This is a genomic window from Streptomyces sp. RLB3-17, assembly GCF_007113425.2.
In the GTDB taxonomy this organism is placed as follows: domain Bacteria; phylum Actinomycetota; class Actinomycetes; order Streptomycetales; family Streptomycetaceae; genus Streptomyces; species Streptomyces mirabilis_D.
In genome coordinates this window covers 3,369,261-3,393,257 of the sequence record NZ_CP041610.2, presented here as the reverse complement: position 1 = coordinate 3,393,257, position 23,997 = coordinate 3,369,261, and the positions used below count along the sequence as shown (strand labels likewise).

Here is a 23,997-nt window from a genome sequence, read left to right as displayed (position 1 = left end):
CTCTCAGGGAGGGACGCCGAGATGCGTCGCAAGGCCAGCCTGATCCTGCTCGCCTTCGCCGTGTTCTTCGCGGCGCTGTCCCCGCTGCTGCGCTGGTACGCCTTCCCGCGGCTGGCGAAGATCCCCGCCAACCAGTACCAGGACATGGTCCTGGAGGCGAAGGACGCGACCCTGCTCGACTACGGCACCATGCAGGCCAAGAAGGTCCCCAAGGTCACCATCGTGCAGACCCTGAAGGGCGACGTCGAGGCCTCCGACCGCATCGAGAAGGCGGCGGGCCGCGACGTCGTCGTCTGGGACAGCCTCTCCTATGTGCAGGGCCCCGACGGGAAAATGGTCTCCAAGCTCCCCGAGCGCTACATCTTCGACGCGCACAGCCAGGACCCCGTCCACGCCACCGGGGAGTCCGTCGACGGCGACCCCGTCACACGCGAGGGCATCGAGTTCAAGTGGCCCTTCCGCACGGAGAAACGGGACTACGAGTACTTCGACGCGCAGACCCGCACCTCGGCCCCCATCCACTACAAGGGCACCCAGACCTTCCGCGGCGTCAAGGTGTACTACTTCGAGCAGACCATCCCCTGGACGAAGGTCAAGTTCCCCAAGGTCATGCCGGTCCAGGGCATCACTCCGGAGTCGGTCGCCAAGACGGGCACGACACGCTGGTACACGACCGTCCGCAGGTTCTGGGTGGAGCCGGTCACCGGGGCGCCTGTCTACGGCGAGGAGATCCACAAGGAGGAGCTGCGGGGCGGCACCCTCCTCGGGGACCGCGACAAGGTGACCGCCTTCGCCGGACACGTGAAGATGCGCGAGGACTACATCAAGCACACCGTCGCCCTGGTCAAGTCCAACCGCACCCTGATCCTGCTGCTGACGTCGTATCTGCCATGGGGCTTCCTGCTCCTGGGCGCGGCTCTGCTGTCCCTCTCCCTCTACCTCGAGGCGCGCAGCCGCCGCCCGGGCGACCCGGCCCCCACGGAGGCGGTGGAACCTGAGCCGGTCAACGCCTGAGCCGCGCGTTCGTGTGCCGGGTCGGCTCGGCGGTGGCCGGGTCCTCGGGCCACGGATGCCTGGGGTAGCGGCCCCGCAGCTCCGCCCGCACCGCCTTGTACCCGTCCTTCCAGAAGGAGGCGAGGTCGGCGGTGACGGCGGCGGGGCGCCCGGCGGGCGAGAGCAGATGGACGAGCACGGGCACCCCGGCGACGGCCGGTGACTCGTGCAGCCCGAACATCTCCTGCAGCTTGACGGCGAGCACCGGCTGCTCGGGGTTGGCGTAGTCGATCCGGATCCTGGACCCGCTGGGCACCTCGATCCGCTCGGGCGCGAGCTCGTCCAGCCGGGCCGCGTCTCCCGTGGCCCAGGGCAGCAGCCGGTTCAGCGCCTGCCCGGCGTCGATCCGCGCCAGATCGGCCCGCCGCCGGGCACGGCCGAGCTCCGGCTCCAGCCATTCGTCCACGCGCGCGTGGAGCGCGTCGTCGGACACGTCGGGCCAGGGGTCGCCCAGGTGCAGCCGCAGAAACCCGAGCCGCCGCCGCAGCCCCTCGGCGTCCGGGGACCACCGCAACAGCCCGAACCCGTCCTCCCGCAGCCCTTCGAGCAACGCCTCCCGTACGAGCGCGGGGTCGGCTTTCTTCAGCGGACGCACCGCCAGCTCCACGGCCCCGAGCCGCTCGACCCGCCGCGCGACGACGTCGCCGTCGGCCCAGTGGACCTCGTCCCCCTCGGTGCGCAGGGGCGCCGCGGCCCGCCGTGCCGTCTCCTCGTCGACGACGGCGGCGAGCCGCACACGCGCGTGCCCGGCTCCGACGGGCCGATCGGCCACGGCGACCGCCAGCCAGGGCGCGCCGCGCAGAGCCGAGCCGTCGCCGATGTCGGCACGGGTGCCGTTCAGCATGAGGTAGGAGCCGCCCTGCGCCTGCGCGAGCCGCTCGGGGAACGTCAGGGCGGCCACCAGCGCGACCACGCGATCGTCGCCCCCGCCGGCCGGCCACGGACCGCCTTCGAGCCCCTCACCGCGGACACCGTCCTGGGCGGGTGGCTGGGAAAGTCCCGTCGACGCGGAGCGCAGGCGTCGGGATTCGGTGCGCCAGCGCGACGCGTAGGGGTCGCCGCCGCGTCGGGCCAGTCTCCAGGCCGCGGCCAGGTCGTCGCCGTACTCACGGGGCGGCTCCTCGCTCAGGAGGGCGACCACTTCGGCGGCGCGGTCGGCGCCCACCACGGGGGCAGCGTCCAGCAGTGCCCGGGCGAGCCGGGGGTGCAGGCCCAGCCGGGACATGCGCACACCCCGTTCCGTGGCCCGACCGGACGCGTCCACCGCACCCACCGCCGACAGGACGGACCGCGCCGCCGCCATCGCCCCGCCCGGCGGCGGATCCAGGAGCGCCAGCCCCGTCGCCCCAGGGTCGCCCCAGCAGGCCGCCTGCAGGGCGAACGCCGTCAGGTCGGCCACCTTGATCTCCGGGGCGGGAAATCGCGGCAGACGGGCGTCCTCGGCCTCCGTCCAGCATCGGTACACCCGCCCCGGCGCCTCGCGCCCGGCCCGCCCCGCCCGCTGCCGTCCGGCCGCCTGCGAGGCCCGTACCGTCGCCAGCGCGCTCAGCCCGCGCGCGTGGTCCACCCGCGGCTCCCGTGCCAGCCCGGAGTCGACGACCACCCGTACCCCCGGAACCGTCAGGGACGACTCCGCCACGGAGGTCGCCAGGACCACCCGGCGCCGGTCCCCGGTCCCCGGTGACAGCACCGCGTCCTGCACGGCGGCGGGTGCCCGTCCGTGCACCTGCAGCACGTCGACCCGGCCGCCCAGATCCCCCAGCCCGCCCGCCACCCGCGCGATCTCCCCGACCCCGGGGAGGAAGCACAGGACGTCCCCCTCGCACTCCGCCAGTGCCCGCCGCACCACCGACGCGACATGCGTCAGCAGCGCCGGGTCGACACGCATGCCGTGCGGCGGCCGTACCGGACGTACCGGAGGCGCCCACTCCACCTCCACCGGATACGAGACGCCCTGCGCCGCGACGACGGGCGCGTCGCCGAGCAGCCGCGCCCACCCCGCCGCGTCCGTGGTCGCCGATGCCGCCACGAGCCGCAGCTCGGGACGGAGCGTGGCCCGTACGTCCAGGAGGAACGCGGCGACCGTGTCGGCGTCCAGATGACGCTCGTGGCACTCGTCGAGCACCACCACGTCGACGCCCGCGAGCTCCTGGTCCCGCTGGAGCCGTTGGAGGAGGACACCCGTCGTGACGACCTCCACCCGAGCGCGTGGCCCCACGACCCGCTCCCCGCGCACGGTGAACCCGACGCTCTCGCCGACCTTCTCGCCGAGCAGCCACGCCATCCGCCGCGCCGCGGCCCGGGCGGCGATCCGCCGCGGTTCGGCGACCACGACCCGGCGCGCCGGCCGCCCGTCACCCGGGTCGCCGAGGAGTCCGGCGAGCGCCAGCGGCACGAGGGTCGTCTTGCCGGTCCCGGGCGGCGCCACGAGCACGGCGCTGCCGCCGTCCTCCAGGGCGTCGTCCAGGGCGGGCAGGGCGCCGCGCACGGGCAGCGCGTCCAGGGCGTCGTAACGGATCACCCGTTCAGTCTCGTACGCACACGAAGATCGCCGTACCGGGGATCAGGTTTCCGCGCAGCGGGGACCAGCCGCCCCACTCCTGGGTGTTCCAGGCGGGCCACTGCGGCTCGACCAGGTCGAGCAGCCGGAAGCCCCCGGCCACCACGTCCCGCACCCGGTCGCCGACCGTCCTGTGGTGCTCCACGTACACCGCGTGGCCCTCCTCGTCCTGCTCGACGTAGGGAGTGCGGTCGAAGTAGGAGGACGAGACCGACAGGCCCTCGGGGCCGGGCTCGTCCGGGAAGGCCCAGCGGATCGGGTGCGTCACGGAGAAGACGAAGCGGCCGCCGGGGCGCAGCACCCGGTGGACCTCCTTCAGGACGCGCACCGGGTCGGCGACGAACGGCAACGCGCCGTACGCCGAGCACGCGAGGTCGAAGGAGCCGTCCGCGAAGGGCAGCGCGCCCGCGTCGGCCTCCACGAGGGGCACCCCGCCGCCTATGCGCAGCGCGTGCTGGAGCTGGCGGTGGGAGAGGTCCAGGGCGACCGGACGGGCCCCCTGGGCGGCCAGCCAGCGCGAGCACTGGGCCGCGCCGGCGCCGATCTCCAGGATGTCCTTGCCCTTGAGGTCCTCCGGCGGGCCGAGCAGCTCGGCCTCCACCTCGTCGAGGCCCTCGGGGCCCCATACGAAACGGTCGTCCCCGAGGAACGTGCCGTGTTCTGTCTGGTAGTCGTCCGCGTTCCGGTCCCACCAGCCGCGGTTGGCGCGGGAACTCTCCGTGACGCCCGCGTCGCGCCGGGTCGCCTCCGGCTCGACGGGTTCGGGCTCCCGGACCTCGGAGTGTTCCGGTTCGTGGATCTGGGGCTCTTGGATGATCGGCTCCCTCGTATTAGTCTGCGGCTCCAACCGGTCTCGGGAGTGTCACGGCAGGGGTTGCCTTTGGCCCGCGTGGCCTCGTGAGACAGGTTTTGTGCCGGGATTGCGGCGATCCGCCCCGGGTGTGCGCCTTCGCGCATTGACCCTGCCCGGCTGCCCCCGTATGCTACAAGTTGCGCTGCGGGCCTGCGCTCCTCAGACGTAGCAGGCTGCGCTCGCATCTGTATGTATGTCCCCTCGGTTTTCGAGGCGCCACCGGGCCACCGGGTTCGGCGCTTCCTTGGCTGTCCGGCTTCTACAGGGCGAAACGGGCTCCCGGCGTAAGCAGTACCTACGACTCTCTGTCCGTACCGGAGCCCTTTCCCACATGACGAGCAGCACCGAGACCACCGCCACCACTCCGCAGGTTGCGGTCAACGACATCGGTAACGAGGAAGCCTTCCTCGCCGCGATCGACGAGACGATCAAGTACTTCAACGACGGCGACATCGTCGACGGCGTCATCGTGAAGGTCGACCGGGACGAGGTCCTGCTCGACATCGGTTACAAGACCGAAGGTGTCATCCCGAGCCGCGAGCTCTCGATCAAGCACGACGTCGACCCGAACGAGGTCGTCGCCGTCGGTGACGAGATCGAAGCCCTTGTTCTCCAGAAGGAGGACAAGGAAGGCCGCCTGATCCTCTCGAAGAAGCGCGCCCAGTACGAGCGCGCCTGGGGCACCATCGAGAAGATCAAGGAAGAGGACGGCATCGTCACCGGTACCGTCATCGAGGTCGTCAAGGGTGGACTCATCCTCGACATCGGCCTCCGTGGCTTCCTGCCGGCTTCCCTCGTCGAGATGCGCCGTGTCCGCGACCTCCAGCCCTACGTGGGCAAGGAGCTCGAGGCCAAGATCATCGAGCTGGACAAGAACCGCAACAACGTGGTCCTGTCCCGCCGTGCCTGGCTGGAGCAGACCCAGTCCGAGGTTCGCCAGACGTTCCTCACCACCCTCCAGAAGGGTCAGGTCCGCTCCGGCGTCGTCTCCTCGATCGTCAACTTCGGTGCCTTCGTGGACCTGGGTGGCGTCGACGGTCTCGTGCACGTCTCCGAGCTCTCCTGGAAGCACATCGACCACCCCTCCGAGGTTGTCGAGGTCGGTCAGGAAGTCACCGTCGAGGTCCTCGACGTCGACATGGACCGCGAGCGCGTCTCCCTGTCGCTCAAGGCGACGCAGGAAGACCCGTGGCAGCAGTTCGCCCGTACGCACCAGATCGGTCAGGTCGTCCCGGGTAAGGTCACCAAGCTCGTTCCGTTCGGTGCGTTCGTCCGCGTGGACGAGGGCATCGAGGGTCTGGTCCACATCTCCGAGCTGGCCGAGCGCCACGTGGAGATCCCGGAGCAGGTCGTCCAGGTCAACGACGAGATCTTCGTCAAGGTCATCGACATCGACCTCGAGCGCCGCCGCATCAGCCTCTCGCTGAAGCAGGCCAACGAGTCCTTCGGTGCTGACCCGGCCTCGGTCGAGTTCGACCCGACCCTGTACGGCATGGCCGCGTCCTACGACGACCAGGGCAACTACATCTACCCCGAGGGCTTCGACCCCGAGACCAACGACTGGCTCGAGGGCTACGAGACCCAGCGGGAGGCGTGGGAGCACCAGTACGCCGAGGCGCAGTCGCGCTTCGAGCAGCACCAGGCTCAGGTCATCAAGTCCCGCGAGGCCGACGCTCAGGCCGAGGCCGAGGGTGCCACCACGACGGGTGCGGCTCCGGCCGCCTCCGGTGGCGGTTCGTACTCCTCGGAGTCGGACGACACCTCCGGCGCCCTGGCGTCGGACGAGGCCCTGGCTGCCCTCCGCGAGAAGCTCGCCGGCGGCCAGAGCTGAAAGCTCACCGCTAGCCAGTAGCACGTGACTGCGGGCCCGCACCCTTCGGGGTGCGGGCCCGCAGTGCGTTTACTCCGCTTTCGCCCCCCGGCCGTCCGGCGGGTCGCACGTGTGCGGATGCAGAAACATGCGAGATACACGAGTAACTGATGGGCCGTAACCAGCCATTGGGAGGCTTCCCCGGTCGTTCAAGATCGAAAGGGGAGCCCCCGTCATGGCACAACCTCAGAGCGGTCCTGGCACGAGTCGGCGTTCCTTCCTGCGCAACGTGGGACTCACGGGCGGCGCGGGCACCATGCTCGCCACCATGGGTGCCCTCGGCCTCGCGCCCACGGCCGAAGCCGCCCAGCGCGAACAGCCCTTCCGCGCCCCGCAGCCGGGCGACTTCACCCTCACCGGCCGCGGCGCCGCCAAGGTGGTCGTAGTCGGCGGCGGCATCGCGGGCCTGGCCACCGCGTACGAACTCGGCAAGGCGGGCTACGACTGTACGGTCCTGGAGGCCAGAGGCCGCACCGGCGGCCGCAACTTCACGGTCCGCGGCGGCGACACCACCACCGACCTCCACGGCAACACGCAGACGGCCCGCTTCAGCGACGGCCAGTACATGAACTGCGGCCCCGCCCGCATCCCCCAGTGGATGGTCACCCTCGACTACTGCCGCGAACTCGGCGTCCCCATCGAGGTGTTCACCAACGTCAACGCGGACGCGTACCTCTTCAACGAGTCCACCGGAATGAAGAAGCCCGTGCGGTACCGCACCGCGAAGGCCGATGTGTACGGCTACGTCTCCGAGTTGCTCGCCAAGGCCACCGACAAGGGAGCCCTGGACAAGGAGCTGACCGCCACCGACCAGGAGAAGCTCGTCGAGTTCCTCAAGGACTGGGGCGAACTGGGCGACAAGCTGACGTACGAGGGCGGCGAGCGCCGCGGATACACGACCGTCCCGGCCGCCGCGGGTACCTCCGGAGTGCTCCTCGGTGACGTCCCGTCGGCCTCCGACGTCCTCGCGTCCGGTGTCGGCCGCTACTTCTCCTTCGAGTTCGGCTTCGACCAGGCGATGCTGATGTTCCAGCCGGTGGGCGGCATGGATCAGATACCGCGCGCGCTCACCAGGGCGATAGGCGAGCACCGCATCCGTACCGGGGCCGTGGTCTCCAAAATCACCGACAAGGGGAGTGGGGTTTCGGTCACTTACGCCCAGGGAGGCCGTACGAAGGTGATCGACGCCGACTACTGCGTCGGCGCCCTCCCGCCCAACATCCTCGCCAGGATCCCGCACAACCTCGGCTCCGGTGTGCAGAGCGCCCTGGAGGCGATCACTCCCTCGTCGGCGGCGAAGATCGGGCTCGAGTACCGTTCCCGCTGGTGGGAGCTCGATCACCACATCTACGGCGGTATCACCGAGACCGACCAGGACGTCACCCACATCTGGCACCCCTCGTACGGCTTCCACGGCGCGCGCGGCGTGATGATCGGCTACTACAACTACGGCGGCGACGCCGACTCGTACGCCCAGCTCACCCCCAAGGAGCGCGAGAAGCGCGCCGTGGCGGCCGGGGTGAAGATCTATGGCGAGAAGTACCGCACCGAACTCGCGTCCTCCTTCTCGCACCACTGGCGCCAGACGCCGCACCTGGAGGCCGCCTGGCACAACACCCCCGGCGGCCCCGACGACATCCGCTACAAACCGCTGAACGAGCCCACGGGACGCGTCTACTTCGCGGGCGACTGGCTCAGCTACACCGACGCGTGGCAGCACGGCGCTTTCACCTCCGCCCGCAAGGCGGTCACGGCGCTGCACGCGCGCGTGCTGTCGGCGTAGGCCGGCGGGTCGACGAACCCGGCGGGTGAGCCGAAGGGGCGCGCGTGCGCGCCCCGGAGGCGAACCGGGCCGTAAAAGGAGCGGTCCGGGGAATGCTCGCGATTCTCTCCACGTTGTGAAGTACGAACACGAGGAGGAGCGGTCACAGTGCTTGATCCGCAGGGTTTGTACGCATGGGAGCCGAAGGGCCTGGCCGTGGTGGACATGGCACTCGCCCAGGAGTCGGCCGGTCTGGTCATGCTCTACCACTTCGACGGATACATCGACGCGGGGGAAACGGGCGACCAGATCGTCGACCGTCTGCTCGACTCGCTGCCCCACCAGGTCGTGGCCCGTTTCGACCACGACCGGCTCGTGGACTACCGGGCGCGCCGCCCGCTGCTGACGTTCAAGCGCGACCGCTGGACCGACTACGAGGAGCCCACGCTCGACGTGCGGCTCGTCCAGGACGCCACGGGCGCGCCCTTCCTGCTGCTGTCGGGTCCCGAGCCGGACGTCGAGTGGGAGCGTTTCGCCGCCGCCGTCCAGCAGATCGTGGAGCGGCTCGGCGTGCGGCTGTCCGTGAACTTCCACGGCATTCCCATGGGCGTCCCGCACACCCGCCCCGTGGGCCTCACCCCGCACGGCAACCGCACCGACCTGGTGCCGGGCCACCGCAGCCCCTTCGACGAGGCGCAGGTCCCCGGCAGCGCCGAGTCCCTCGTCGAGTACCGCCTCATGGAGGCCGGACACGACGTCCTGGGCGTCGCCGCGCACGTCCCGCACTACATCGCCCGCTCCCCGTACCCGGACGCGGCGCTGACCGTCCTGGAGGCCATCACGGGCGCCACGGGCCTGGTGCTCCCCGCCATCGCGCACTCCCTGCGCACCGAGGCGCACCGCACCCAGACGGAGATCGACCGGCAGATCCAGGAGGGCGACGAGGAGCTCGTGGCCCTCGTCCAGGGTCTCGAGCACCAGTACGACGCCGCCGCGGGCGCCGAGACACGGGGCAACATGCTCGCGGAGCCGGTGGACATCCCGTCGGCGGACGAGATCGGGTTGGAGTTCGAGCGCTTCCTGGCGGAGCGCGAGGGTGACGCGTAGGGCGGGGTGACGCCGTAGGGGGCGACACTGTGGGGCGAGGGTGCAGGTAGGCACGTTCGCGCCTGCGCAGAGGTCCCTTCGTGTCTGCGCACGGGCCCCTTTGGGGGCCGTGGGGGGCTTGTCACCGGCAGGCCCTAAGCTCTCGGTCATGCTGAAGGTTGGCCTGACCGGCGGTATCGGCGCCGGCAAGAGCGAGGTGTCGAGGCTGCTCGTGCGGCTCGGCGCGGTGCTGATCGACGCGGATCTGATCGCGCGGGAGGTCGTCGCACCCGGAACCCCCGGGCTCGCGGCCGTCGTCGACGCCTTCGGGCAGGACGTGCTCGCACCCGACGGTGGTCTGGACCGCCCCAAGCTGGGCTCGATCGTCTTCGCCGACCCGGAGAAGCTCGCCGTCCTGAACTCGATCGTGCACCCCCTGGTCGGTGCCCGCTCCCGCGAGCTGGAGAGCGCCGCGGCCGAGGACGCCGTCGTGATCCACGACGTCCCGCTGCTCGCCGAGAACGCCCTCGGGCCGCTGTACGACCTCGTGGTCGTCGTCGACGCCAGCCCCGAGACCCAGCTCGAGCGTCTCGTGCGGCTGCGCGGCATGACCGAGGCGGACGCCCGCGCCCGCATGGCCGCCCAGGCCACCCGCGAGAAGCGGCTGGGGATCGCGGACGTCGTCATCGACAACGACGTCCCCCTCGAGGAGCTGGAGGGGCGCGTACGGGAGGTTTGGGCGGATCTCGTCCGCCGGGCGCAAGCCCGCAAGGAATAGCCGCCCTGGACGGGGGCGTTGAACCCGTTCAGTGAGGGAAGGACTCTGCCGTGCCCGAGACCAGCGGATCGACCGGACGTACTCCGGAGACGCATGTCATCGACTTCCGTGCCGCCGAGCAACTGCTCGCCGCGCGGGACCCGCGGGGCGCGGTGAAGCTGCTCGATCCAGTGATCGCCGCGCACCCGGAGAACACCGCCGCCCGACTGCTGCGCGCGCGTGCCTTCTTCGCCGCCGCGCAACTGCGGCCCGCCGAGCTGGAGTTCACGATCGTCCTGGAGCGTGAGCCGGACAACGCGTTCGCGCACTTCGCGCTCGCCCGCACCTATGAGCGCCAGCTCCGTCCCGACCAGGCGAAGCGGCACTTCCGGCTGGCGGCGGCGCTCGACCCGAAGCCCCAGTACCTGGAAGCGGCGCGCTTCGACTCGTAAGTCTTAAGTCGTAAGACGTGACTCGTGGCCGTCGTCGATCCGCTACGGGTGACGGTGCTCCGGAGGCCGGTACGGCGGGATGTCGTGGCCCGGCTGGTAGTGAGGCCCCTGATGGATGTGACGCAGGATCACGGTCATGTCGACGGTGACGATCAGCCACAGCACTCCGCACGCGGCCGCCCAGCCGGGGCGTCCGACCAGCGCGAACGCGGCCGTACCGAAGATCGCCCAGACCAGGCCCCAGACACTCAGCCAAAAGCGCATGCGCAGAGCGCTGCGCGCCGTCGTCGGTTCACTGCCTGTACGCATACGGATCACTACTCCATGACGCGGATCCGTGACCATCGCTCCTACTGGAAACGTACTCTTCGTCGTGCACGTTGACCAAGGGGCCGCGAGAGCGAGCGGCGGCCGGACCGACGGGGAGGCGCGGGTGCTGCTGGAGGCGCTGCGGGCGGACGCGAGACTCGCCGAGTGGCTGAGGGACCTGGAGAGCGAGGGCGATCCCCGGCTGGAGGCGGAGCTCCCGGACGCGGACGGGCTGCCGGACCTCCTGCTCGACCTGACCGTGGCCCACGAGCACATCAACGAACTCGTCGCGCTGCGCGGCCTGCTGGTGGCCGACCCGGAGGCGATGACGCTCCTCGCCCGGTGCGTCGGCCGCTTCGTACGGGGCATGGGGGAGATCGGGAAGGGGTGGGAGCCGCCCGCGTTCCCCGAGTCGGCGGGGCCGCTCGGGCGCTGCTTCCACCTGTACGTCTTCATCGCGGCACTCCCGTACGTCCGGGCCTACCACCGAGAGCTCGGCATCCCCGACGACGTGTCCCGGCGCACCCTGGCCGACCTCGGCCGGCATGTGTCCGTGCACCACAGACGGCTCGGGACGCCGGGGCTGCTGTTCCCCTGGTGGATCGCTCTGCACTTCCACGGTGAGCTGTTCCAGCTGGGCCGGCTGCAGTTCCAGCGCTCGCGGCTCGGACGGCGCACGGGGCGGGCCGTCGCGGCGGCGGGCCTCGACGCCGGCCCCGGCGACGCCTGTCTGAGCCTGCACATACCCGACTTCCACGGGCCGCTGTCACCCGCTGCCTGTGAGCGGTCGCTCGTGCTGGCCCGGGAGTTCTTCGCCCGGCACTATCCCGACGAGCGCCATGAAGTCGCCGTGTGCCACTCCTGGCTGCTCGATCCACAGCTCGGGCGGTATCTCCCGGCGGACTCGAACATCATCCGCTTCCAGGAACGCTTCCGGATCGCGTACCAGGAGACGACCCCCGACGACGGGGTGCCGGTCGGCTTCGTCTTCGGCGATCCGGAGCTGCCCACGCGCGCGCTGCCGCGCCGGAGCGCGGTGGAGCGTGCGGTGGGGGACCATCTGCGCGCGGGCGGGCACTGGTACGTCGGGCACGGCTGGTTCGCGCTGTAGCCCGTTGTCCGGTCCACGGCGATGAGTTCCGGACGCGCCCTCGGTCTACCCCTGCGACAGCAACGCGTACCGCTTCGCACAGGAGGCCCTCATGTCCGAGACCACCGTCCCCGTCACCACGCTCACCTCCACCTCCTCGCCTACCTCTGCCTCTTCGCTGAAGACCCGCGGCCGCGGTGCCCGGATCTCCCTGGGCGCGCTGCAGATCGTGCTCGGGCTCTTCTACGCGCTCGCGAGCGCGCTGCCCAAGCTGATCGCGCACCCGTCGGCCGCCGAGGCGTTCGACAAGCTCGGCTGGGGCAGCACGGGGATGTACCTCATCGGCGCGCTCGAACTCGCCGGAGGCCTCGCCCTGCTGGTCCCGCTGCTGTCCTCGGTGGCGGCGGTGGCGCTCAGCGCGCTGATGGTGGGCGCCTTCGTCGTGAACGTCACCGTCATCCACGGGCCGTACGTGGCGACCCCGCTCATCCTGATCCTGCCGCTCGCGCTGATCGCGTGGGCCAGGAGGAACCACACCACCGAGCTGGTGCGGTGGGTGCGGCGACGGGCATGACACGGTGACGGCGCACGACGGCCGTACGACGTCGGGGGCTCCCCAAGCGACCACGGGGAGCCCCCGACGTCGTACGTACGGCGACGCCCTCGGGTCAGGGCGAGTCGGGGCCGCCGAGGCCCCGGAGGCGTTCCATCTCGCGGCGGTCGCGCTTGGTCGGGCGGCCCGCTCCGCGGTCGCGGACGCCGGCCGGGGCGATCGCCTCGCGCGGCGGGGGCGGCGGGCTGTTGTCGACGTAGCACTCGGCGGCGACGGGCGCGCCGACCCGCTTGCGGATCACCCGCTTCACGACGACGACCCGTTCCCGGATCCCCTGCCGCAGGCGCACCTCGTCGCCGACGCGCACGGCGTACGCGGGCTTGACGCGGTCCCCGTTCACCCGGACGTGTCCGCCCCGGCACGCGGTCGCACCCGCCGAGCGGGTCTTGACCAGACGTACGGACCAGATCCAGCTGTCGACCCGCACGCTCTCGCCGCCCACCGGACGGGCGGCCTCGGCGGCGGCCACCGCCTTCTCCTCGTCGACCTTCTCGTCGACCTTCTCGTCGTTCCGTTCGACGTCCGCACCCTCAGAAGCCATGCCTCGACTCTAGAAGAGTCCTGGCCCGGCATGCCCCGATGGCTTTACTGCAAGTTGGTTGCAGCTGCGACAACTGTGCCAGAGAGTGGCTTCGGCGCTCGCGCCAGTAGCGGGAAGCTCGCCGTCGGATCTCGCCGTCGGAGCCTCGCCGTCGGATCTCGCGGTACGAAGTCTCGCAGTAGAAGATCTCGCAGTAGGAAGTAAGGACAGGCACGTATGGTCACCGTCCCCGCTCCCACCTCCCCGCAGCCCGTCGCCCCGACGGGTTCGCGTTGGCAGCGGATCCGCACCTCGATGACCCGCAGGGAGTGGGCCCGGCTCGGCGGCATGGCGGCCTTCGTCCTCGCGCTGCACGTCATCGGCTGGTTCATCCTGGTGGTGATCGTGGCGCCGGAGCACTACAGCATCGGCACCAAGAGCTTCGGCATCGGGATCGGTGTCACCGCCTACACCCTGGGTATGCGGCACGCCTTCGACGCCGACCACATCGCCGCCATCGACAACACCACCCGCAAGCTGATGGGCGAGGGCAAGCGACCGCTCTCCGTCGGCTTCTGGTTCTCGCTCGGGCACTCCAGCATCGTCTTCGCCCTGGCCCTCCTGCTGTCGCTGGGCGTCAAGGCGCTGGCCGGACCCGTCCGGGACGACAACTCCCAGCTGCACAGCGTCACCGGCATGATCGGTACGACCGTCTCCGGGGTCTTCCTCTACCTCATCGCCGGGATCAACCTCCTCATCCTCGTCGGGATCTGGAAGGTGTTCCGCCGGATGCGCACCGGGCACTTCGACGAGGCGGCGCTGGAGGAGCAGCTCAACAACCGCGGGCTGATGAACCGCCTCCTGGGCCGGCTGATGAAGTCGATCAGCGAGCCGTGGCAGATGTACCCGCTCGGCATGCTCTTCGGCCTCGGTTTCGACACCGCCACGGAGATCGCCCTGCTGGTCCTCGCCGGTTCCGGCGCCGCCTCCGGCCTGCCCTGGTACGCGATCCTGTGTCTGCCGGTGCTGTTCGCCGCGGGCATGTCGCTGCTGGACACCATCGACGGGTCCTTCATGAACTTCGCCTACGGCTGGGCGTTCTCCAAGCCGGTCCGCAAGGTCTTCTACAACCTCACCATCACGGGTCTGTCCGTCGCCGTCGCGCTGATCATCGGCACCGTGGAACTGCTGGGGCTGCTCGCCGAGAAGCTCGCTCTGCACGGAGTCTTCTGGGACTGGGTCGCGGGTCTGGACCTGAACGTGCTCGGCTTCGTCATCGTCGGACTGTTCTTCGTGACCTGGCTCGTCGCCGTGGCGGTGTGGAAGTTCGGCCGGATCGAGGAGAAGTGGACCGCCGGGCTGCGCCCCGCCGAACAGCCCACCGACTGACCCACCGGGGCCGGGTGGGGGAGGGACGGGGCGGCCGGTCGTACGGTGGGGGCATGGACAGCAGCCCGGCCGGCAGGAGCGATCCCGACATCGTCGGCGGCCTGGACGGCCTGGGCGCAGTGGGTGATCTGGACGCACTGGCCGATCTGGACGACCTGGGCGCACTGACTGATCTGGACGCCCGGATCGCCGGGTGCCGGGCGTGTCCGCGGCTGGTCGCATGGCGCGAGGAGGTCGCCCGCACCAGACGAGCCGCGTTCGCCGACCAGACGTACTGGGGCCGCCCCGTTCCCGGCTACGGACCGGCCGACGCCTCGCTGCTCGTCGTCGGTCTCGCACCCGCCGCCCACGGCGGGAACCGGACCGGGCGGATGTTCACGGGGGACCGCTCCGGGGACGTGCTCTACGCGGCGCTGCACGACGTGGGGCTCGCCTCGCGCGGGACCTCGGTGAGCGCGGACGACGGACTGGAGCTGTACGGCGTACGCGTCACCTCGCCCGTGCACTGCGCGCCGCCCGCCAACAAGCCGACACCCGGCGAACGGGACACCTGCCGGCCCTGGCTCGTACGGGAGTTGGAGCTGCTGCGGCCCACGCTCCGGTCGGTGGTCGTGCTGGGAGCCTTCGGCTGGCAGGCCGCGCTGCCCGCCTTCGCCGCGGCGGGATGGACGGTGCCCCGGCCCAGGCCGGTGTTCGCGCACGGGGCGAGGGTTTCGCTGGGGACGCGGGACGGGTCGGCGGCGGGATCCGTCGAGCTGTTCGGGTGCTTCCACGTCAGCCAGCGGAACACGTTCACCGGACGGCTGACGCCCGCCATGCTGCGGGACGTGCTGCGCACGGCGGCCGGGGCGGCGGGGCTGACGACGCGACCGTACGAGGGTTAACCTCGCCCGATGGGCCTGTATCCGGAGATCGAACCGTACGACCACGGCATGCTCGACGTCGGCGACGGCAACCGCGTGTACTGGGAGGTCTGCGGAAACCCCGACGGCAAGCCCGCCGTCATGCTGCACGGCGGTCCTGGGTCCGGCTGCGGTCCTTGGTTCCGGCGCTACTGCGACCCCGCCAAGTACCGGATCGTGCTGCTCGACCAGCGCGGCTGCGGACGCTCCACGCCGCACGCCGCCGCGTACGGGACGGACATGGCCGTCAACACGACGGCGCATCTGATCGGCGACCTGGAGCTGCTGCGACGGCACTTGGGCATCCGGCGGTGGCTGGTGTGGGGCGTGTCGTGGGGGTCGGTGCTGGGGCTGCGGTACGCGCAGACGCACCCGGACGTCGTCTCCGAGCTGGTGCTGACGGCGATGGGCACCGGATCGAACGCCGAAGTGGCCCTGCTGACCAGGGGGCTTGGACGGTTCTTCCCCGCGGCCTTCGAGCGGTTCCTCGCCGAACTGCCCGAGGGGGAGCGGGACGGGAACCTCGCCGCCGCGTACAGCCGGCTGCTCGAATCGCCCGACCCCGAGGTGCGGGCGCGGGCGGCACGGGCCTGGACCGACTGGGAGACGGCGATCGTTCCCGCGCCGCCGCGGTCGGAGAAGCGCTATGAGGACCCGGAGTTCCGCATGGGTTTCGCGCGGACGGTCACGCACTACTTCGGCAACGACCACTTCCTCGGGGAAGGCAACGACGAAGGCGTCGTGATCCGCGACGTGCCCCTGCTGAAGGGGATCCCCGGCACCCTCGTCCAGGGCAGTCTCGACTTCGGGAACCTGCTGGGCACGGTGTGGCGGCTCCACCACCGCTGGCCCGACAGCGAGTTGATCGTCGTGGACGACGTGGGGCACACCATGGGGGCGAGGGGTGTGGTGGACGCGTTGGTGGCGGCGACGGACAAGTACGCCCTGCGGTAGCCGACTTCAGGCTCGGGGAGTCTCTGTCTCGCCGAAGAGATGCCGCACCGTCGACCGGTAGTTGGCCTGGACGTGGGCGAGGGCGTGCGCGCGGGCGCGCTCCGGGTCGCCGGAGGCGATGGACTCGTACAACTCGTGGTGTTCGGTGAGGAGTTGGGGCCACTCCTCGTTCTGGCGGGTGAGCCAGCGCAGGCGGCCGTCGACCGGCTCCATGACGGAGATCAGCAGGCTGTTGCCCGCCATGGCCAGGATGCGGTCGTGGAAGCGGGTGTTGATGTCGGTGATCGCCTCCGCGTCGTCGGCGCGGGTCGCCGTCGCCGCACGGTCCAGCAGGTCCGCCAGCTCGGCGAGGTCCCGCGGTGTCGCCCGTGCCGCCGCGAGCCCGGCCGCGTAGACCTCCAGCGCCTCGCGCAGCTCGAAGAGTTCGGCCACGTCCGTCGGGGTGAGCCGGCGTACGACCGTGCGGCGCGGTGTCTCGAAGTGCACGAACCCCTCCGCCACGAGCGCGCGGATCGCCTCGCGCACGGGAACCCGTGAGACCCCGAACCGCTCCGCCAGCTCGCGCTCGACGAGACGGTCCCCGGGGCGCAGCCGCCCCGCGATGATCTCCTGCCGCAGCGCGGCCAGGACGCGTTCACGGACCGCGCCCAGGGGTTCCCGTTCCGCGCCCAGGGGTTCGATCTTCGTCATGGGGCCATCTTCGCCGACTCCGGGGGTGTTTTACGGAGCCGTAACCGCTCGGACATCGGTCAGAACGCTTGACGGCGAGACCATGACGGCAGTTTGGTATACCAAACACGCTCCGCAGGGCCGTCTCGCACGCGCCACAGCCGCCGCCCCCCACGCGAACCGCTGTCCTCCGTCCCCTCGCCCATGGAGGTCCCGTGTCCCTCGCCGACCGTGCCGAAGCCACCGGCACCCCAGCGTTCGTCCCCGACCCCCGGCTCACCAACGAAGACCTCGCACCCGCGGAGAAGCGCAACTGGAAGGTCTTCGACCTCTTCGCCATGTGGATGTCCGACGTCCACAACCTCGGCAACTACACCTTCGCCGCCGGCCTGCTGGTCCTCGGCATGAACGTCTGGCAGATCTTCACCTCGCTGCTCGTCGGCTTCGTGATCATCTACGCCGGCATGAACCTGATGGGCCGCATCGGCCAGCGCACCGGCGTGCCCTTCCCCGTCGTCAGCCGGATCAGCTTCGGCGTCTGGGGCGCCAACATCCCGGCGCTGATCAGGGCCGTCATCGCCATCATGTGGTACGGGATCCAGACCTACCTGGCCTCCGTCGCCGTGAACGTCATGCTGCTCGCCGCCTGGCCCGGCCTGGAGTCGTGGACCCACCACTCCTTCCTCGGCCTGGACGCGCTCGGCTGGACGTCCTTCGTCTCCCTCTGGCTGATCCAGGCGATGATCATCAGCCGGGGCATGGAGTCGGTCCGCAAGTTCCAGGACTTCTGCGGCCCGGCCATCTGGCTCGTCATGATCGCGCTGGCCGTCTGGGTCCTCGCCAAGGCCGGCTGGAGCATCTCGCTCACCTCGACCCCGCACCCGGTCTCGGTGGGCGAACAGTGGCGCCAGTGGTTCGGCGCGGTCGGCCTGATCCTGGCCACCTACGGCACGCTGATGCTCAACTTCTGCGATTTCTCGCGCTTCGCCCCCAGCTACAAGACGGTCAGGCGCGGCAACTTCTGGGGCCTGCCGATCAACTCCACGGCCTTCGTCATCGTGTCCGTCATCGTCACGGCCGGTTCCATCGAGGCGTTCGGCGAGGCCATCACCGACCCCGCGCTGCTGGTCGCCAAGGTCGGCAACACCTGGGTCCTGGTCCTCGGCGCCCTGACCTTCGCCATCGCCACCATGGGCGTCAACATCGTCGCCAACTTCGTCTCACCCGCGTACGACCTGGCGAACGTCTGGCCGCAGAAGATCACCTTCAGGATCGGCGGCATGATCAGCACGGTCGCCGCCCTGGTCGTGACCCCCTGGAACCTCTTCTCCAACCCCACGGTCGTCAACTACTTCCTCGGCGGCCTCGGCGCCTTCCTGGGCCCGCTGTTCGGCGTCATCATGATCGACTACTACTGGGTGAAGCGCGGGCGGATCGACGTCGACCAGCTCTTCGACGCCCGGCCCGGATCGCCGTACTACTACCGCAAGGGCGTCAACCCCAAGGCCCTGTGGGCGTTCCTGCCCTCGGCGGCGGTCGCCGCGGTGCTGGCCCTGGTGAAGGCGTTCAGTGACGTGGCCCCGTACTCCTGGTTCATCGGAACCGCGCTGGCCGCAGGCCTGTACATGACCCTCTGCCGCGCCGAACGCGCCGCCGACGAGACCACCGTCACCGAGCCCGTGGAGGTCTGAGCGGCGTGCACATCGTCGTCACCAACTGCAACACCACGCAGGAGATGACCGAGGAGATCGTGCGAGGTGCCCGGGCCGCCGCAGGCCCGGGCACCACCGTGACCGGCCTCACCCCCGCCTGGGGACCCGAGTCCGCCGAGGGCTGGCTCGACAGCTACCTCTCCGCCGCGGCCGTCCTCGACACCCTGCGCACCTACGAGGGTCCCTGCGACGCCGTGGTCATGGCGGGCTTCGGCGAACACGGACGCGAGGGCGCGCGCGAACTCGTGAACGTGCCCGTCGTCGACATCACCGAGGCCGCCGCCCACCTCGCCTGCCTGCTCGGCCGCCGCTACGGAGTCGTCACCACCCTGGAGCGCTCACGCGGCCAGATCGAGGACAGCCTGTACGCCGCCGGAGTCGCCCAGAACTGCGCCGCGGTCGTCGGCACCGGCCTCGGCGTCCTCGACCTCGGCGACGTCCAACGCACGCAGGAGGCGTTCGTGACCGCGGCGGAGCGGGCCCGGGAGGCCGGCGCCGAGGTCCTCGTCCTCGGCTGTGCCGGTATGACGGGCCTGCAACGGGCGGTCGGGGAGAAACTGGACCTCCCGGTCGTCGACGGCGTCGCCGCCGCGGTGAAACTCGCGGAGTCCCTGGTCTCCCTGGGCCTCAGGACGAGCCGGGTGGGCAGCTATGCGCGACCGCTGCCGAAGCGGAGGGTGTGGGGCGCCGGCCGAGGGTGAATGTGGCCTAGGCCTAGGATTCGGGCTCGGGCTCGGGCACGACCGCCGTCGCCGTGATCTCCACCAACTGCCCCGTGTACCCGAGGCAGGCCACGCCGAGCAGCGTCGACGAGTGGGGTCCGGTGCTGAGCCCGGACGCCTCGACGACACCCCACACATCGGACAGCACCCTCGGCTCACCGCTGACGACGTACACATCGGTCGCCACCACATGCGCGAAGTCACTGCCCACCGCGCGGAGTTGCTCGCCGAGATTGGCGATCACCTGCTCGGCCTGCCGCACGTGATCCCCCACACCGACGACCTTCCCCGCCGCGTCCAGCGGCACGGCCCCGGCAAGAAAGGCGAGCCGCGCACCCGCCTCGACGACCGACACGTGAGCGTAGCCGGGAGGCGGAAAGAGGCTGGGGACGGTGACACGAGCGGGCACGGGAACTCCGGGAATCCTCGACTGGACGGCCAACCTTCCTATGGTGTGGGCGGACGGAGGGCGGTCGCACGCGATTTAACTCCGGCTCGTCCCCGAGCGAAGCCACTTCCCTCACGAGGGGGACGGTCCGCCCCCCCCGGCGGATATTGGCTCGACAGCCCCGTCACCCGACCGCATCCTCACCCCATGCCCACACCGACCCGGCCGCCGCACATCGACGACGAGAAGTTCCTCGCCCACGTCACCGACCGCCTGGCCGCCCTCCCCGCCGTCCGGGCCGTCGCCCTCGGTGGCTCGCGCGCGCAGGGCACCCACGGTCCCGACAGTGACTGGGACCTGGCGATCTACTACCGGGGCGTCTTCGACCCCGACGACCTGCGGGCCGTCGGCTGGCAGGGTGAGGTCTCGGAGATCGGTGGCTGGGGCGGGGGCGTGTTCAACGGCGGTGCCTGGCTGACCGTCGAAGGCCGTCGTGTCGACGTTCACTACCGCGATCTCGACGTGGTGGAGCGGGAGTTGGCGAGGGCGGAGCAGGGGCGGTTCCACGTGGAGCCGCTTCTCTTCCATCTCGCCGGAATCCCCAGCTACCTCCTCGTCGCCGAGCTCGCCGTCAACCGTGTCCTGCGCGGCGACCTGCCCAGACCCGCCGCCTACCCGGCGAAACTCCGCATCTCCGCCTCCGCCCACTGGCACGGCACGGCCCGCGCCACCCTCGCCTACGCCAAGGCCAACCACGCACCCGCCGGTCGACTCACAGAGGTCGCGGGAGCGCTGGCGGCCGCCGCCCTGCAGACCGGTCACGCGGTGCTGGCGGCGCGTGGGGAGTGGGTGACGAACGAGAAGCGGCTGCTGGAGCGGGCCGGGTTGAGAGGGATCGACGAGATCGTGCGCGGTGGGGTGGGCGAGCCGGAAGGGCTGGTGCACATGCTCGGGCGGGCGGAGGTGGTCTTGGACGCGGCGGTCGTCCGGGCCGAGGAGGTCGCGGACGACGGGGGCATCCGGGCCTAGGAGATCCTGGACGCCGGGGTCGACCAGGTGCGGGAATGCGGGGCCGAATAACCCTTCGAAAAGCCCCCGCCGCCACTGCTACCGTCACCGACGTGGCGAAACTCAATCAGATCATCGCAGTGGAGAAGGGCATCAAGTCCAAGTCCCATCAGGACCTGACGGCCGCTCATCACGGGCTGCAGAAGCCCGCATTGCTGGCCGGCATCTCGCGGACCTATCAGCCGAAGGACGAGGAGGGTGAGCAGCTGCCGCCCGAGTCGACGCGGGTGCAGGTGCAGGCCGAGGACGTGCTGCGGGAGACCGCGGGGACGCTCACCCGGCTGTTCGACGTGACCGCCACCAAGGACTGGGCGAACTGCACGGCCCGGGCGGATGTGAAGGTGGACGGGCGGGTCCTCGTCGCCGACGTGCCCGTGTCGTATCTGCTCTTCCTCGAGAAGCAGCTCACCGATCTCAACACCTTCGTACGGAAGCTGCCCGTTCTCGACGCCTCCGAGTCGTGGGTGCGGGACCCGTCGACGGACGCGTGGAAGACCGAGCCCGTCAGGACGCTGCGGACCAAGAAGGTGCCGCGCAACCACGTCAAGGCCGAGGCCACCGAGAAGCATCCCGCCCAGGTCGAGGTGTACTACGAGGACATTCCCGTCGGGTACTGGACGACCGTGAAGTTCTCCGGCGCCCTGCCCGCGCGACGCGTGAACGAACTGCTCGACCGGGTCGAGAAGTTGCAGCAGGCCGTCAAGTTCGCCCGGGAAGAGGCGAACGGCGTGGACGTCGTCGACCAGCGCGTCGGGGACTCCGTGTTCGGCTACCTGTTCGGGTAGCCTCAAGAACTCCCCGGCCACAACGCACCACGGCCGGGGTGCGCGAGGAGCGCAAGCTGAACCTGAAGCTTGTCGTGAATGCACGGTTCCAGTGGAGGTTCGAATCCTCCCCGCGGCACCACACGGCACTCCACGGAGTGCCCACGCGCCGCGGTAGCCCAACTCGGCAGAGGCAGACCGTGATCAATCTCAGACTCTTGCTCCAGACTCAGCATTCGCCGCCGATCGCCGGATCGACCGGGCCCGGGCCCCGGGACGCCGAAATGCTGGTTCAAGTCCAGTCCGCGCAGCTCGATGCGTGGTGGTCCAAAGGCAGGACGCGGCGACATAACGACTGACCTGGGTTCTCAAGCGTGCCGGCGTGTGACATGGGTGGCATCACAAGGGTCCGGGGGCCGGCTACGCCCTCGGACCCGCTCCATTTCAACCCCGGCCCACCGGCAGTTGCGTTCATAAAGAACGCGGCATCCCCGCGATGCGTCACCTTCCGGAAATACATCCGTTCCATTTTCTCCAGCAACGCGATCTACCGTAGGCAGTACACCGCCCGGCCGACGTCGCCCGAAGGCGCCCCCGCCCTCGCCCGACAGGAGTCCCGTGTCCCGCCTCAGCGCCGCCGTACCGCCCTGGCTCGCCCACGCCCTGCGCGCACAGCGCGGCCCCGTGCCCTGGAGCGCGGTCGTGCGGGGCGCCCTGGCCGCCGGACCGCTGCTGCTCGTGGCGGTGCTGAGCGGGCGTACGTCCGTCGGTGTCGTCGCCGCCCTGGGGGCCATGCTCGCCGGGATCAACGACCGGCCGGGCAGCCGTAGGGCCGCGGTCAGGCGGCTCGGCGTGCCGGCGCTCGCGGGAGCCGGTGGGCTGCTCGTGGGGTCGTACGCGGGACAGCACGTCGGCGCGGTGACGCTCACCCTTCTCCTCACCGTGCTCGGGCTGCTCGCCGGAGCGGTCAGCGCCGTCGGGCCCGTCGCGAGCGGAGCGGGTACGCAACTGCTCGTCGCCGCCGCCATCGGGGCCGGGATGCCGCTGCCCGAGCCCGGCTGGCAGCGCGCGCTCTTCTTCGTCGGCGGGGCCGGCTGGCTGCTCGTCCTGCGGCTCGCGCTGCCCACACCCGGGGCCATCGCCGGCGACTACCGCTTCGACGGGGAGCGGGACGCCGTCGGGGGCGTGTACGACGCCGTCGCCGCGCTGCTCGAAGCGGTCGGGGGGCCGGACGCGCCCGGTCGCCGGGTCGCCCTCACCGCCGCGCTCGACCACGCCCAGGACGCGCTCGGCGGGCCCCGGCTGCGGCCGTACGCCAGTTCCGCGGCCGAGCGGCGGCTGCACGCGCAGTACGCCGCCGCGCTCCCGCTCGCCGAGGCCGCCACCGCGCTCGCCTGGGCGGGCGAGGCGGTGCCCGCAAGGGCCGTCGAAGGGCCGCGGCGACTCGCCGTGGCCGTACGGACCAGCACGCACACCGGGCCGCTGCCCGCGCCCGCCCGCTCCGCACCGGCCCTGCGCGCCCTCGACGACGCACTCCTGCACGCGGCCGACACCTTCGACCGGGGTGGCGACGACAGCGCGCTGCACACGCGGCGCCGTACCGCCACGTCCCTCGCCCGCACGGTCCTCGGTTCCGCAGGACGCGAGTACGGGCTCCGGGTCGCCCTCTGCTTCGGCGCCGGCGTGGCCGTGGCGCAGGCCCTGCACCACGCCCGCTGGTACGGCAGCCACGCCCACTGGTACTGGCTCCCCGCGACCGCCGTCTTCCTGGTCAAGCCCGACCTCGGACCGCTCGCCTCACGCGTGATCTGCCGGGCGGCGGGGACCGTGCTCGGCGCCGTCCTCTTCGCCGGCTTCGCGGCGCTGCTCCCGCGCCCCGCCGGGCTGGTCGCCCTGGTGGCGCTGTGCGGCGCCCTGATCCCCGTCGCCACCCGGCACTTCGCGGCACAGACCGCCGTCGTCACCGTGCTCGTGCTCTCCCTCGTCATGGTCGGCGGGGAACCGGGGGCCTCCTGGAGCCGGATCGGCGAAACGCTGCTGGCCTGCGCGATCGTGCTGCTCGTCGGGCATCTGCCGGCGCTCGGACAGCGCGGGGGAGGGGTACGGGCCCGCCTCACGCACGCCGCCGAGGCCGCGCACGTCTACCTCGCCCACGTACTGGGCGACGGCACGACCGACGACCGGGCCGGCCGCTGGACCCTGCGCCGCGAGGCCTACCGCGCGCTCGCCGAGGCCCGCGCCTCGATCGACCTCGCCGCCGCCGAACTCCCCGCCCTGGCCCGGCACGCCGAGGGAACGGACGAGGTCGCGGCCACCCTCGAACGCCTCGTCGACACCACGACCGCGTGCGCCGTGCAGCTCGACGACAACGGACGGCTCACCCCCGAGCACACCGAACGCATCACCGCACTCCTCGACGAGCTGGCCGAGGGGCGGGAACGCGCGGGGCTGGTGGTGAAGGAGGGGCAGGCGCTCCCCGTTCCGCTCGCGGGCTGAGCACCGGG

The 23,997-nt window shown here is 71.0% G+C and carries 22 protein-coding genes; 16 read left to right on the top strand and 6 right to left on the bottom strand.

Annotated elements, in window-relative coordinates; translation table 11 throughout:
- Window positions 1–21 precede the first annotated feature (21 nt).
- Entirely contained in the window at window positions 22–1,014 is a 993-nt protein-coding gene (locus tag FNV62_RS15795) for a DUF3068 domain-containing protein (RefSeq protein ID WP_144315322.1), read from the top strand.
- Here the strand turns inward: FNV62_RS15795 and hrpB are convergent.
- A complete protein-coding gene (gene hrpB, locus FNV62_RS15790) occupies window positions 1,004–3,574 on the bottom strand; it encodes an ATP-dependent helicase HrpB (RefSeq protein ID WP_144315321.1) in 2,571 nt (856 codons plus the stop codon). The genes FNV62_RS15795 and hrpB overlap by 11 nt on opposite strands.
- 4 nt (window positions 3,575–3,578) lie before the next feature.
- Window positions 3,579–4,460 carry a class I SAM-dependent methyltransferase gene (locus tag FNV62_RS15785; protein WP_413083847.1) on the bottom strand — a complete coding sequence of 294 codons (882 nt, stop codon included), beginning with the start codon at window positions 4,458–4,460 and terminating at the stop codon, window positions 3,579–3,581.
- Window positions 4,461–4,797: 337 nt separating this feature from the next.
- Here FNV62_RS15785 and rpsA point away from each other — a divergent pair, with 337 nt between their 5' ends.
- The 5 genes from rpsA (at window position 4,798) to FNV62_RS15760 (ending at window position 10,393) form a co-directional block, all read left to right on the top strand.
- The gene (gene rpsA, locus FNV62_RS15780) at window positions 4,798–6,297 is read left to right on the top strand and encodes a 30S ribosomal protein S1 (protein ID WP_060898457.1); all 1,500 of its coding nucleotides are present in this window, start codon (window positions 4,798–4,800) and stop codon (window positions 6,295–6,297) included.
- 295 nt (window positions 6,298–6,592) lie between these two features.
- Complete coding sequence (locus FNV62_RS15775; RefSeq protein ID WP_097288882.1) at window positions 6,593–8,119, top strand: flavin monoamine oxidase family protein; 1,527 nt, start codon at window positions 6,593–6,595, stop codon at window positions 8,117–8,119.
- 147 nt (window positions 8,120–8,266) lie between these two features.
- Window positions 8,267–9,205 carry a PAC2 family protein gene (locus tag FNV62_RS15770; RefSeq protein WP_060898459.1) on the top strand — a complete coding sequence of 313 codons (939 nt, stop codon included), beginning with the start codon at window positions 8,267–8,269 and terminating at the stop codon, window positions 9,203–9,205.
- Window positions 9,206–9,353: 148 nt separating this feature from the next.
- Complete coding sequence (coaE, locus tag FNV62_RS15765; RefSeq protein WP_143601335.1) at window positions 9,354–9,962, top strand: dephospho-CoA kinase; 609 nt, start codon at window positions 9,354–9,356, stop codon at window positions 9,960–9,962.
- A gap of 50 nt (window positions 9,963–10,012) precedes the next feature.
- Entirely contained in the window at window positions 10,013–10,393 is a 381-nt protein-coding gene (locus FNV62_RS15760) for a tetratricopeptide repeat protein (RefSeq protein WP_054235974.1), read from the top strand.
- Between the two features lie 42 nt (window positions 10,394–10,435).
- Here FNV62_RS15760 and FNV62_RS15755 read toward each other — a convergent pair whose 3' ends face one another.
- Window positions 10,436–10,702 (bottom strand): DUF6343 family protein, encoded by a 267-nt coding sequence (locus tag FNV62_RS15755; RefSeq protein ID WP_181360874.1) that lies wholly within the window; start codon window positions 10,700–10,702, stop codon window positions 10,436–10,438.
- A 64-nt stretch (window positions 10,703–10,766) separates the two neighbouring features.
- On the opposite strand from FNV62_RS15755, the gene FNV62_RS15750 reads away from it, so the two are divergent.
- Window positions 10,767–11,813: an acyltransferase domain-containing protein gene (locus FNV62_RS15750; RefSeq protein ID WP_376226805.1), complete on the top strand. Its 1,047-nt coding sequence runs from the start codon at window positions 10,767–10,769 to the stop codon at window positions 11,811–11,813.
- 91 nt (window positions 11,814–11,904) lie between these two features.
- On the top strand, window positions 11,905–12,366 hold the full coding sequence (locus FNV62_RS15745; RefSeq protein WP_143654862.1) for a DoxX family protein: 462 nt from the start codon (window positions 11,905–11,907) through the stop codon (window positions 12,364–12,366).
- Between the two features lie 94 nt (window positions 12,367–12,460).
- Here the strand turns inward: FNV62_RS15745 and FNV62_RS15740 are convergent, their stop codons facing one another.
- Entirely contained in the window at window positions 12,461–12,946 is a 486-nt protein-coding gene (locus FNV62_RS15740; protein WP_097284238.1) for an RNA-binding S4 domain-containing protein, read from the bottom strand.
- A 216-nt stretch (window positions 12,947–13,162) separates the two neighbouring features.
- On the opposite strand from FNV62_RS15740, the gene FNV62_RS15735 reads away from it, so the two are divergent.
- From FNV62_RS15735 to pip, 3 genes are read left to right on the top strand one after another with little or no spacing between them, the layout of a single operon-like run.
- Window positions 13,163–14,314 (top strand): HoxN/HupN/NixA family nickel/cobalt transporter, encoded by a 1,152-nt coding sequence (locus tag FNV62_RS15735; RefSeq protein ID WP_225900265.1) that lies wholly within the window; start codon window positions 13,163–13,165, stop codon window positions 14,312–14,314.
- Window positions 14,315–14,367: 53 nt separating this feature from the next.
- Entirely contained in the window at window positions 14,368–15,198 is an 831-nt protein-coding gene (locus FNV62_RS15730) for a uracil-DNA glycosylase (RefSeq protein ID WP_144315320.1), read from the top strand.
- A gap of 9 nt (window positions 15,199–15,207) precedes the next feature.
- Window positions 15,208–16,170: a prolyl aminopeptidase gene (pip, locus tag FNV62_RS15725; RefSeq protein WP_144315319.1), complete on the top strand. Its 963-nt coding sequence runs from the start codon at window positions 15,208–15,210 to the stop codon at window positions 16,168–16,170.
- Window positions 16,171–16,176: 6 nt separating this feature from the next.
- Here the strand turns inward: pip and FNV62_RS15720 are convergent, their stop codons facing one another.
- Complete coding sequence (locus FNV62_RS15720; RefSeq protein WP_054235968.1) at window positions 16,177–16,860, bottom strand: GntR family transcriptional regulator; 684 nt, start codon at window positions 16,858–16,860, stop codon at window positions 16,177–16,179.
- A 194-nt stretch (window positions 16,861–17,054) separates the two neighbouring features.
- Between FNV62_RS15720 and FNV62_RS15715 the strand changes: the two genes are divergently transcribed.
- On the top strand, window positions 17,055–18,530 hold the full coding sequence (locus FNV62_RS15715) for an NCS1 family nucleobase:cation symporter-1 (RefSeq protein WP_143601330.1): 1,476 nt from the start codon (window positions 17,055–17,057) through the stop codon (window positions 18,528–18,530).
- Window positions 18,531–18,535: 5 nt separating this feature from the next.
- A complete protein-coding gene (locus tag FNV62_RS15710) occupies window positions 18,536–19,252 on the top strand; it encodes an aspartate/glutamate racemase family protein (RefSeq protein WP_097284234.1) in 717 nt (238 codons plus the stop codon).
- 13 nt (window positions 19,253–19,265) lie between these two features.
- Here FNV62_RS15710 and FNV62_RS15705 read toward each other — a convergent pair whose 3' ends face one another.
- Window positions 19,266–19,682, bottom strand: coding sequence for a RidA family protein (locus FNV62_RS15705; RefSeq protein WP_143601329.1), 417 nt, complete (start codon window positions 19,680–19,682; stop codon window positions 19,266–19,268).
- A 186-nt stretch (window positions 19,683–19,868) separates the two neighbouring features.
- On the opposite strand from FNV62_RS15705, the gene FNV62_RS15700 reads away from it, so the two are divergent.
- The 3 genes from FNV62_RS15700 (at window position 19,869) to FNV62_RS15685 (ending at window position 23,989) form a co-directional block, all read left to right on the top strand.
- Entirely contained in the window at window positions 19,869–20,690 is an 822-nt protein-coding gene (locus tag FNV62_RS15700; protein WP_144315318.1) for a nucleotidyltransferase domain-containing protein, read from the top strand.
- Window positions 20,691–20,782: 92 nt separating this feature from the next.
- A complete protein-coding gene (locus FNV62_RS15695) occupies window positions 20,783–21,514 on the top strand; it encodes a hypothetical protein (protein ID WP_144315317.1) in 732 nt (243 codons plus the stop codon).
- A 597-nt stretch (window positions 21,515–22,111) separates the two neighbouring features.
- Window positions 22,112–23,989 (top strand): FUSC family protein, encoded by a 1,878-nt coding sequence (locus tag FNV62_RS15685; protein ID WP_143601327.1) that lies wholly within the window; start codon window positions 22,112–22,114, stop codon window positions 23,987–23,989.
- Window positions 23,990–23,997 lie beyond the last annotated feature (8 nt).

Excerpts from the sequence above, each read along its gene's own strand:
- FNV62_RS15755 (WP_181360874.1), bottom strand. The coding sequence starts at position 10,702 with ATGCGTACAGGCAGTGAACCGACGACGGCGCGCAGCGCTCTGCGCATG.
- pip (WP_144315319.1), top strand. The coding sequence starts at position 15,208 with ATGGGCCTGTATCCGGAGATCGAACCGTACGACCACGGCATGCTCGAC.
- rpsA (WP_060898457.1), top strand. The coding sequence starts at position 4,798 with ATGACGAGCAGCACCGAGACCACCGCCACCACTCCGCAGGTTGCGGTC.
- FNV62_RS15745 (WP_143654862.1), top strand. The coding sequence starts at position 11,905 with ATGTCCGAGACCACCGTCCCCGTCACCACGCTCACCTCCACCTCCTCG.
- coaE (WP_143601335.1), top strand. The coding sequence starts at position 9,354 with ATGCTGAAGGTTGGCCTGACCGGCGGTATCGGCGCCGGCAAGAGCGAG.
- FNV62_RS15700 (WP_144315318.1), top strand. The coding sequence starts at position 19,869 with ATGCCCACACCGACCCGGCCGCCGCACATCGACGACGAGAAGTTCCTC.
- FNV62_RS15740 (WP_097284238.1), bottom strand. The coding sequence starts at position 12,946 with ATGGCTTCTGAGGGTGCGGACGTCGAACGGAACGACGAGAAGGTCGAC.
- FNV62_RS15720 (WP_054235968.1), bottom strand. The coding sequence starts at position 16,860 with ATGACGAAGATCGAACCCCTGGGCGCGGAACGGGAACCCCTGGGCGCG.
- FNV62_RS15735 (WP_225900265.1), top strand. The coding sequence starts at position 13,163 with ATGGTCACCGTCCCCGCTCCCACCTCCCCGCAGCCCGTCGCCCCGACG.
- FNV62_RS15730 (WP_144315320.1), top strand. The coding sequence starts at position 14,368 with ATGGACAGCAGCCCGGCCGGCAGGAGCGATCCCGACATCGTCGGCGGC.
- FNV62_RS15795 (WP_144315322.1), top strand. The coding sequence starts at position 22 with ATGCGTCGCAAGGCCAGCCTGATCCTGCTCGCCTTCGCCGTGTTCTTC.
- FNV62_RS15775 (WP_097288882.1), top strand. The coding sequence starts at position 6,593 with ATGCTCGCCACCATGGGTGCCCTCGGCCTCGCGCCCACGGCCGAAGCC.